The sequence below is a fragment of the Providencia sp. PROV189 genome (assembly GCF_028480065.1).
Classification (GTDB): domain Bacteria; phylum Pseudomonadota; class Gammaproteobacteria; order Enterobacterales; family Enterobacteriaceae; genus Providencia; species Providencia stuartii.
On the sequence record NZ_JAMPOG010000052.1, the window covers coordinates 1 to 9152 of the forward strand.

Annotated in this window: 7 protein-coding genes; all 7 read right to left on the minus strand. The window is 58.7% G+C overall.

Features of this window, described 5'->3' with window-relative positions:
- Positions 1–49 precede the first annotated feature (49 nt).
- The 7 genes from PR833_RS19520 to PR833_RS19550 all read right to left on the minus strand — a co-directional run bounded on the left by PR833_RS19520 (position 50) and on the right by PR833_RS19550 (position 9092).
- Positions 50–1495 (minus strand): integrating conjugative element protein, encoded by a 1446-nt coding sequence (locus PR833_RS19520; RefSeq protein WP_216684215.1) that lies wholly within the window; start codon positions 1493–1495, stop codon positions 50–52.
- A 14-nt stretch (positions 1496–1509) separates the two neighbouring features.
- On the minus strand, positions 1510–2484 hold the full coding sequence (locus PR833_RS19525; protein WP_001764983.1) for a TIGR03756 family integrating conjugative element protein: 975 nt from the start codon (positions 2482–2484) through the stop codon (positions 1510–1512).
- Positions 2481–2921, minus strand: coding sequence for a TIGR03757 family integrating conjugative element protein (locus PR833_RS19530; RefSeq protein ID WP_001764982.1), 441 nt, complete (start codon positions 2919–2921; stop codon positions 2481–2483). Before PR833_RS19530 ends, PR833_RS19525 begins: the two co-directional genes overlap by 4 nt.
- A gap of 79 nt (positions 2922–3000) precedes the next feature.
- A complete protein-coding gene (taaP, locus tag PR833_RS19535; RefSeq protein WP_216684214.1) occupies positions 3001–5226 on the minus strand; it encodes a trimeric autotransporter adhesin TaaP in 2226 nt (741 codons plus the stop codon).
- Between the two features lie 115 nt (positions 5227–5341).
- On the minus strand, positions 5342–8194 hold the full coding sequence (locus PR833_RS19540) for a conjugative transfer ATPase (RefSeq protein WP_248129433.1): 2853 nt from the start codon (positions 8192–8194) through the stop codon (positions 5342–5344).
- On the minus strand, positions 8194–8628 hold the full coding sequence (locus tag PR833_RS19545; RefSeq protein WP_108202135.1) for a TIGR03751 family conjugal transfer lipoprotein: 435 nt from the start codon (positions 8626–8628) through the stop codon (positions 8194–8196). The genes PR833_RS19540 and PR833_RS19545 overlap by 1 nt, the downstream gene beginning before the upstream one ends.
- The gene (locus PR833_RS19550) at positions 8625–9092 is read right to left on the minus strand and encodes a hypothetical protein (RefSeq protein ID WP_216684212.1); all 468 of its coding nucleotides are present in this window, start codon (positions 9090–9092) and stop codon (positions 8625–8627) included. The genes PR833_RS19545 and PR833_RS19550 overlap by 4 nt, the downstream gene beginning before the upstream one ends.
- Positions 9093–9152: the final 60 nt, after the last annotated feature.

A 9152-nucleotide genomic window follows, 5' to 3' on the forward strand; every position in this document is an offset into this window, starting at 1 on the left:
TCACTTTCAGCACCGGCCATAACCGGCGCCCGGTTTTTCCTTTCGTCATTTAACGTCCTCCGGTGTCACTGTTTTGCTCCAGCCCCTGTACACGCACATCCGTATTATCCGGGGTCTGGGTAGCCGGATTCGCCTGTGTCCGTTGCTGATCACGCTCAATCACCGTCAGCATCGCATTATTGGCAATGGATTTACGCACTTCCATTTCCGTTTGCAGCATCCCGATTTCGCGATCCAGTTGGTCAACCGACTGATTACCGATCTCCTGGGCTTTCGGAAAATTACTGGCATTCGGCTCCCCCTGGCCGGTGATCAGCATACGGCGCATCGTCAGCGCCAGCTCCATCGTATCCGCCATCGCCAGCTCACCGGCCAGACGCTGTGTTAACGCCGTTTTATCCGGATCCCGGCGCAGGGCTTCAATCACGCCCCGAGAGACCGTCAGGCTACCGGTTTTCAGTTTCGCCAAATCCGCCGCACTGACCGCGCCCCGGCTGTTCACCAGTTTATGCAACTGTTCCAGATTTTCCCGGGTGGTGGTCTCCAGCACCGGCGCCAGCCCGGTTCCCGGCTGGGAACTACCCGGCTGGTTTGCCTCACCGCCGCTCTGACAATCCGCCGGATTGGTGCAGGTGCGGACCGATTTGCTGCCCAGTACCTGTGTTACCACCTGAGCAGCCTCCTCACTGTTGGCAAACCGCCGGCACGCCGCCCCGGTACACTGGCCGGCCGGCACCGGAGCCGTGCTGGTTGCCGGCAGACCGTTCATGATATTAAAGCCGGCCTGCGCAAAATCCTGTGTTGGCTGAATGGCCAGCTGTCCAATCCCCCCGCGTTGCTTTCCGCCTATCCACGGCACCCCGGCCTTACCGTCCGGCTCTTTTTCCACCTGATTCATTGTCCCCACCGCATCACCATCCCCGCTGTTGATGATGTTTCTGGCCTCTTCAAGTATTGCCGCCTGCGTCCACTGGTTATTCTCTGAAAAGTCCATCATCCGTTTGGCCATGTTCTGGCAACTCAGTTGCGCCTTATCAAAGGCCACATTGGCCTGCAACACCCCGTTGGTCAGCATTTCATACAGACCGGGATTCGCCCGCTGGATAGCCATCGCCGGCAGACTGGCCACCGCCCCGGTGGCGTTCTGGATCACCTCGCTCATCAGATTCTTAAAGCCGGCCGTCACCCCGTTCAGCTGGTTGCCCACGGTGGTTTTGATATCAAAATTGCCGCACATCAGATCACTGTTCCAGCCCATGCTCATCCCCAGACGTTGCAGATTACTGCGCCCCGGTGGCTGGGATAACACCGTGCCGCCCCCCAGGTTGTAGTACAGTTTGTCAGAGACCGCGCCGGAGACATTCGCACCGTAGCCGATATCATTCGCGCCGGCGGAAAAATCCAGCGCTGCCCGGGCAGAGAATGCCGGTACACTGCATAACACCATCAGTGTCAGCACCGGCGGAAAAAAAGTGTGTCGTTTTGCTTTCATCATCTTAAAATCCCTGCTTAAAACGTTGTGCTGTACAGAAATTTTTGCCCCATGCGCTTACAGCAGCTGTACGGCTGCCACAGTGCCCAGGCATAATTGCCGTCCTGCGCCTGCGGGCCGCTCTCATCCGGAAACACCGCACAGCTGTTTTTCAGCCCCGGCGACAGGCGCTGCCATTTATGGTTTTTTGTCCCGGTATTCTCCGTCACCGCCTCCGGCGGCCAGTAGCCATCCCGGCGGTTTCCTTTCAGGGGTACATAGGTATGCGCCTGACCGGTACGGGTGATAATATCTGCCACGCGCTGCGCAACCACCGCTGCCGCTTTATCCCCGTCCTGCTGGGTGACAAAACCGCTGCGCGGATAGAGATTGCCCCACATATTGCCCCGGCTCTGTGCCCCGATTTCCCGTTTCCCGGGGATCAGGGCTTCCGGATACGCCATTTCCGGCACACCGAGCCGCCACGGCACACTGTCGAGCGTGCTCAGGTAATAAGGAAACAGCGGTGTGGCCGCACTGTCACAGGAATACCCCGGGATACTGCCGCCGATAAGGGTGGTGGCCGGATGACCGATGGCATCCGCATAAAAAAAGTGCAGGGCGGTTTTACGTTTTGCCTCAAACTTCTGCTCACTGTTTCCGCCGCCGGCTGACACGCCGCTCAGCACGCCGGTCACGGCATTTTCAATCCCGCCGGACGCCCCGCTGACCAGTGACATTTCCTGCCACGGGTTTTCGCCCGGGGCATGGTAGGCCGAGACCACCGCCTGCGGAATAAAATGCGACACCCGGACAGAAGTCTGGATCCGGCAGCCGCCCCAGCCGCACTTCAGCCAGTAGCAAATTCCGCTGATACGCCAGCTGATGCACGACGGTGATGCCGCAGAAGCCACCAGAGTAGCCGTACTCAGGCTGGCTTCCGCCACCGGTACCAGTGAACATCCCAGTAACAGTGCGCCCGCCAGACGCCGGCGATGAAATTGTCGGGTCATGGTTGAGCTCCTCCTTCCTGTTGTTCCCGGTACTGCTGTATCTGTGTCACAGCCTGTTCAATATCAGTAGTGCCGTAAACCACCCACTGCGCATCCACCACCACCGCCGGCAGACGGGCCACACCCAGTTGCCAGGCCTGAACCACGCCCTGATAAGCCTGCCGTAACGCCGTCTCTCTGGCCTGCCAGGCCGGACTTTGTAACAGGGCGGTGATGTGCGGGGCATCCGCCTCACGCAGTTCCGTACCCGGCTGAAGCAGGACCTCATCCAGCACGCGCTCAGGCGCATCCAGATACACCACCTCAAACGGGATATCTGTCTGCGGCAGAGCGTCATCCTGCGTGGTATACAGCACCACTGCTGCCCCGGCAGTGAACGGCAGACATGACAGCGACAGCATCAGCAATCCGGAAAGGGATAAAAATCGTTTTTTCATTCGGTCAGTCCTCACAAACGAACGGTGAGAGAAGAAAAGAACATCAAAACCCGCCGGTCACCGGCGGGTTTTCTTCCGGCTACCAGCCCACGGCAAACCCGGCGCCGATATTGGTATCGCCGCCGTTATTCCATGACGCATTCAGGCGCACATTCGTGTTGGCCGTCGGCTTATACTGCACTCCCGTGGCTATCGCCTGTGCATCGCGGTAATGCCCCATCGCCATCCCGAATGAAAAACGTTCACTGTTCACATACGGAATGGAGGAAATCGCCGTCACCCCGGCAATCCCCGCATTGGCCCGTTTTTCCACCTGACTGATTTTATTGTCGAGTTGTCTGAAACGCTGATCGGTATACTGCCGGGCATTGTCCAGTACCGTGTGAGTCACCCGCCCGAACGTCTCATCGGTATAGCGGTTTGCCGCCGCCAGCGTCTTTTCATCCCCCTCAATACGGGCCTGCTGCTCTTCCGTAATCCGCTTGTTTGTCTTCGCCTCACTGTACTGAATGCTCACATCCGTGTAGTCCATAGCCTGTTTCAGGGTCTGCTTATCACCGGCAATGCGTGCATCCCGCTCCTCATCCAGCTGCCCTTTGTTAACCGCATCCGTTTTGGCAATGCCGGCGGCCACATGCGTCAGAAAACGTTCCTGCCCTTCACGGCCGACGGACACGCTGTTATCCCGGTCGGCCAGGCTGCCGTCGCCCAGTGCCACACTGTTTTTCGCCAGCGCCCGGGCATCCACACCCAGTGCCACGGATTTCTCGCCCAGCGCCAGGCTGTTATCCCCGACAGCCACCGCACGCTGTCCCTGCGTCAGCGTACTCTGCGCCTCATTCAGCGCTTTATCCGCCGCCTGATATTCCGCCTGTTTCTGAGCCAGCTCCGCTTTCACCTTCTCCAGATCCCGGATGTTTTCCAGCTCGGATTGCGTCGGACGCAAATCCGACAACCGGGTATCCAGCGCGGAGAGATCCTTTTCCAGCCGGGAGAGTTGCGTTTCCGCCTGCTTCAGGGCCTGATCGGTGACGGCTTTTTCCGCCGATAACTGCTGTTTCAGCTGTGTGGCCTGTGACGACATGGCCTGTGTGTGACTGAGCGCATTGTCTTGAAGGTACTGATCCACTTTCTGTTTCAGCGCCTCCGGGTTGGTGTTCAGCCCGACGGTGTTATCCCGGGGACGGCTTTCCAGTACCAGCAGCTGCTGTAATTCTTCGGCATAATCCGGGCTGTCCGGCGATAAACTGTTGACCTTATCCAGCTGGATCAGGTAGTTCAGCTGATTCTCATAGCGGGTGAAAATACCGCTGACCATCTGATTAAAGGTGCCTTCATCGATGTTATCGAGATACAGCTCTGACAGGATCTGCTTCCCGGCCTCCGTCACCCCGGTTAACCCCTGCTCAATCTGCTGCCGGGCATTTTTCTGATAAGCCTGATACAGATTCTTTTTCCCGTCCGCCGAGGTGATCAGGGCGATTTTGGCCAGCTCTTCCTGATAACCGGCAATGCCCTTCAGGGCGGCGGTATTCAGATGCAGACGGGACAACAACTGCTTCTGGTCATTATCCGTGACCGCATCCGACCACAGCATCGCTTTGTCACTGTGGCCGGCACTCAGTACCGGGGACAGGGCCACGCCCTGATAATTGGTCGTAATCTGGGAGCCGGTTTTTTCTTTGATGGTTTCATTAACCAGGGCACTTCGGGTTTTCGCTTCAATATAGGCATTGACATAACTGACATAAAACTGCGTGTCATTATTGACCGACGTATCCTGCTCAACCCGTTTTTTCACTTCCTGAGCCAGACGGTCAGCCTGCCCCTGCTGCCACAACTCCACAAAATCCGCATCCACAATCTGGGAAACCGCCCCCAGATTGCGTTCATAAATCTGTGCCATCCGGTCAGCGGCCTGCTGTGCCTGTGTCACCTGCTGCTGTTGCGCGGTACGCTGACCCGCTAAGGCCGCCTGTTGCTGCAACAACGGTTTCATTGCTTCCTGACGCTCCAGAATATTGCTGTTCGCCAGCAATTTACTGTCAAACAGGGCCTGTGTCTGCGTGTACTGCTCATGCGCCTGCGCCCGGTTCTGCAACAGGACATTCTGGGCTTTCATCGCCGTCTGTGCCTGTTCCGCCGTCATATTATTCCCCAGCGCCATACTGCCCTGCCCCACTGCCGTACTCTGCTGCCCGGTGGCCACGGCCGTGTCACCCAGCGACACATTTTTAGCCTGCAAAGCGCAGGAATAACTGACAGCCAGCGCCAAAAGCGTTACTTTAATTCCCGTCGTTTTCATGACGTCATGTTTCCTCTTTTTAACATACACAATGAAGCGGCCGGGTAAGCCGTGCTGCAACACGGCTTACCCATTCCCGCGTTCATCGTTTTCATCACACGATAACCTCAGCCGGTCATCCCGGGTTCCGGGGCGGTAATCCCCGTTTCCGGTCAAGTTCATCCGCCACCCGGAATGCGGCGTCCAGCTCACTGCATCCGTGGCGCTCCATCAGGACGCGCCGTTGCTGTTTCTCCTCTTTTTCCGTCATTCCCAGCGCCAGGTACAGACTCGGCTGCACCACCCGGAACAGCGCCTCCACTTTCCGGGCCAGCACCACACCTTCCGTGTAACAGCCGGAGAGTTTGGCTGCCGACAGCAGCACCTGTTTCTGCTCCTCACTGAGCGTCTTAAAGCGGGCAATCGCCTCCACTTCCTTCTGTGGCATCGTCAGACACACCCACCACTCCGCCATATTGAGCATTTTCTCGGCACAGTCCGGGTAGTCATCCAGGTTCTGGGTCGCCAGCCACAGCCAGGCCCCCAGTTTCCGCCACATTTTCACCACTTTGGTCACATAGGGGGACAACAGCGGATTGACCGTCACGATATGTGCCTCATCCACCACAAAATTAATGTCCCGCGCCAGGTACTGATCCCGCTCGGCAATGTTGTTGATGGAGTTGATAAGACTCACCATCGTCAGCGCCATCTGGGCCTCATACCCTTCCCGCGCCAGATGCCCCAAATCAATCAGGGTCACATCCGCCTCCGGCCACAGTTCCCCGGGCTGATTAAACAGCTCATGCTCAAAACTGCCCGGTTCGGTAAACATGCCCAGGGATTCCGCCATTTCAGCCGCTTTCGCCCGGCGCTGCGGATTTAATGCCCGCCCTTCCTCTTCGCCTTCCCCCCGTGACAGGGCATACAATGCCTCCTGCAAATCCGCCGGCAGCATCTGCCGGCCCGCCGCATAAGACGCTCTGGCCCCCGCCATCAGCGCCCGGCGGATCATCGCCCGGTCAGCCCGCTTCAGCTCCGCTTCTTCCCGCACATCCCCGCCGGTGATCATCATGCGGGCGGAGATTTCCATTTCCCCCAGGATGTCACGCTGCTCATCATCCTCAGATTCGCTGTCCGTCTCGGGCAGCTCATCCGCATTCAGTGCCAGACGCTGTTCATCCATCGTCAGCAGCTGATGTGCATCCGCAAACAGCGGCAGACGCACCCCGCTGCCGGGTTTGACACTGACCTTATTGACACTCAGGCCCAGACTGGCGTAATAATCCGCCAGTAAACCGAAAGAATTTCCGGCCTCCGCAATAAACAGACGCGGCCGGCGGACCGCCATCAGCTGTGATAACTGCGCACATAATGTGGCGGATTTACCGGCCCCGGTGGGACCGAATAACAACAGGTGGGCATTCTGGGTACGATCCTGTTTATTCTGCGGATCAAAGGTCAGCACCCCGCCGCCCCGGTTAAAGAAGCTCCAGCCGGGATGCCCGGTGCCGGTGGTACGCCCGGTCACCGGCAGTAATCCCGCCAGGTGCTGTACCCAGGTCAGGCGGGTATACCAGTGTTTTTTATCCGTCTGCGGATCAAAACACATCGGCAGGGCACGCAGATACCCGTTCAGCGGCGCCACATCGTATTCCGGTTTCACCGGCTCCAGACCGGCATTCAGCAGCGTGGCCGTCAGATCCACACGCTTTTTGTTCAGCTCCCCCACCGAACCGGCACGCAGCAGCAATGACAGGGAGGCCCGGTAGAGCTTATGACGGTGCCCCAGTAAACTTCTGGCGGTTTCCACATCCCGGCGGGTACGCTGCGAATCGGTGTTTTCCCCCACCGAGTTTTTCCCCAGCCGGGTAAATTCCTGCTCCAGCGTATCCTGGGGCTGTGTGACGATGGTCATCGACAGCATCGTCCCTTCCGGAAACAGGTCCATCAGCGCATTGATATTTTTGTCACCGCGCTTCTGCTCCCCGGTCAGGTGCCCCGGCCCCGGGGCTTTACGCAGTTTTTCGATGTTCACCACGCCGTGCGCCAGGTTATCAAACCACCACACCCCGTTTTCCACATCCGACCGGGGCGGGGTAAACCACAGCGTTTCTGCAAAATCCTTCAGCACCGGCAGGGTGCCCGGCGCTTCCTCCGCCGCCGGCCAGTACGCCCCTTCCCGGTACAGCGTCTCTCTGTCCACCCAGTCCGGGGCCGGATTGAAATGACGCAGCAGCCACTGATGCACCTGCCTCCCGTCCTGGCGGATACAGTGCACCCCGGCACTGCCCAGACTGCTGACCAGCCGGTCACACATCTGATTGAGCATCGCCACCGGCGGCATCGGATCGGCATAGCTGTTCCCCAGCCGGCGGTAAACCACCATCCGGGTCCGGCGCTGCTGTCCGCGCCAGGGTTGTCCGGTCACCTCCGTGTCCTTAAACAGCCCTTCCGGACGGGCTATCCCCCGCAAATGACGTGCCATTTCGCCCAGCCAGGCTTCGGTAAACGCCGTGCCCCGTGCCGCCGGCAGGATATAGTCCCGCAAGGTGGCCAGCGTGACGCTCACGTCGTCCTCATCCTGACAAAAAAACTGCACCACCCACGGGTTATCATCATGCTCATCCAGGCTGTCCTGAAGCGCATCCTCCACCGCATCCCGGATTTCCAGCAGACGGTCACCGGAGCGCCCTTCCGTCGGTGCCGGCTCAACGGCATACACCGCCCCGACCGACACCCCGTCATCAAGCAGCAGGCACTGCTCCTCATCCAGAAATTCCACCCAGGGCAGGTAATCAATAAAAGACGGATTCGCGTGGTAAATCTTCTTCTCATCCGCCCGGGTCATTTTTCCCGGACGGGAAAGCGGCTGACGGGCTAAACCGGCATTCTCTGCCGGTGTACTGCGGTGTACGGCTTTGTCAGCCGTTTTTTCAGCAGAAACCGCCTGCGCTTTCCGGCGTGAGCGGAATAATGAAAATCCCATCACAAGCCCTCCACACGCTCACCCGGCAGGGCATACTGCACCTGATGGTAAAACGGAAACACCGTACTGTATCCCGGCACCGGCAGATTACCGGCCGAGAGATGCGGGAACACATACATCACCATGTCCGGGTTCGGCAGACGCGGAAACTGCTGATGGATCTCACTGTGTTGTGTCCGGGTATACGCGGTGTTCGCCTGCTGACGGCGCACCGCTTCCTCGTTCGTCAGCCCGCGACGCAGCGTACTGCGGGCAGCTTCCGTCACCGTCCGGGTGTCCGCCGTATTCGGGTCAGCCTGTCTGCCTGACCAGATGGCCATCATGTCGCTGTTTCCCGGCGGCAGCAGTTCCTCCTTGGAGGTGGCACAGCCGGTCAGCAACAACAGCAGTGCGCACAGCACACTGCTTTTCATCACACATTTCATCATTCTCATGACATGACTCCTCCCGCTCCCTTCAGGATCGCCCCCCGGCAGGTCAGCCGGGCAAATTCACCGTGACAGCTCAGTTCAGATAATGAAAAAGACACGCATTGCCAGCCGGCTTTATCCGGCGTCTCCCCTTTAAAAACGGTGTACAGCAGACGATCCCAGTCACGGTCCTGCGGGTATGCCTTATTCCCCGGGGCAAACCGGTAAACGGTAATGTCGTTGTCACACAGCACCACCCGGTGACGGCCGACAGACAGCACCGCCCCGGCCGCCTCACCGGCGGCAACCTGCCACGCCAGCTGTATCGTCGCCGGTGACATGCCGGCAATCAGCTGCTGTTGCTCATCATCAAACACCTGATGACCGGCCACCGTCAGGCAAAAATGACTTCCGGCACTGAACACAAACACCAGCGGAAACGTCACCGGCATCACGGCCGGCGCCCCCGGCTTCGCAAAATACGTCACTCCAGACCTCCTTCCTCACCCTCTGTCAGTGAAAAGCCGTAGTTCACCCGGCGTCCCTGT

What these genes read in the sequence shown, in the direction of transcription:
- PR833_RS19530 (WP_001764982.1), bottom strand. Translation starts at nt 2,921, where the DNA reads ATGAAAAAACGATTTTTATCCCTTTCCGGATTGCTGATGCTGTCGCTG.
- taaP (WP_216684214.1), bottom strand. Translation starts at nt 5,226, where the DNA reads ATGAAAACGACGGGAATTAAAGTAACGCTTTTGGCGCTGGCTGTCAGT.
- PR833_RS19525 (WP_001764983.1), bottom strand. Translation starts at nt 2,484, where the DNA reads ATGACCCGACAATTTCATCGCCGGCGTCTGGCGGGCGCACTGTTACTG.
- PR833_RS19520 (WP_216684215.1), bottom strand. Translation starts at nt 1,495, where the DNA reads ATGATGAAAGCAAAACGACACACTTTTTTTCCGCCGGTGCTGACACTG.
- PR833_RS19545 (WP_108202135.1), bottom strand. Translation starts at nt 8,628, where the DNA reads ATGAGAATGATGAAATGTGTGATGAAAAGCAGTGTGCTGTGCGCACTG.
- PR833_RS19540 (WP_248129433.1), bottom strand. Translation starts at nt 8,194, where the DNA reads ATGGGATTTTCATTATTCCGCTCACGCCGGAAAGCGCAGGCGGTTTCT.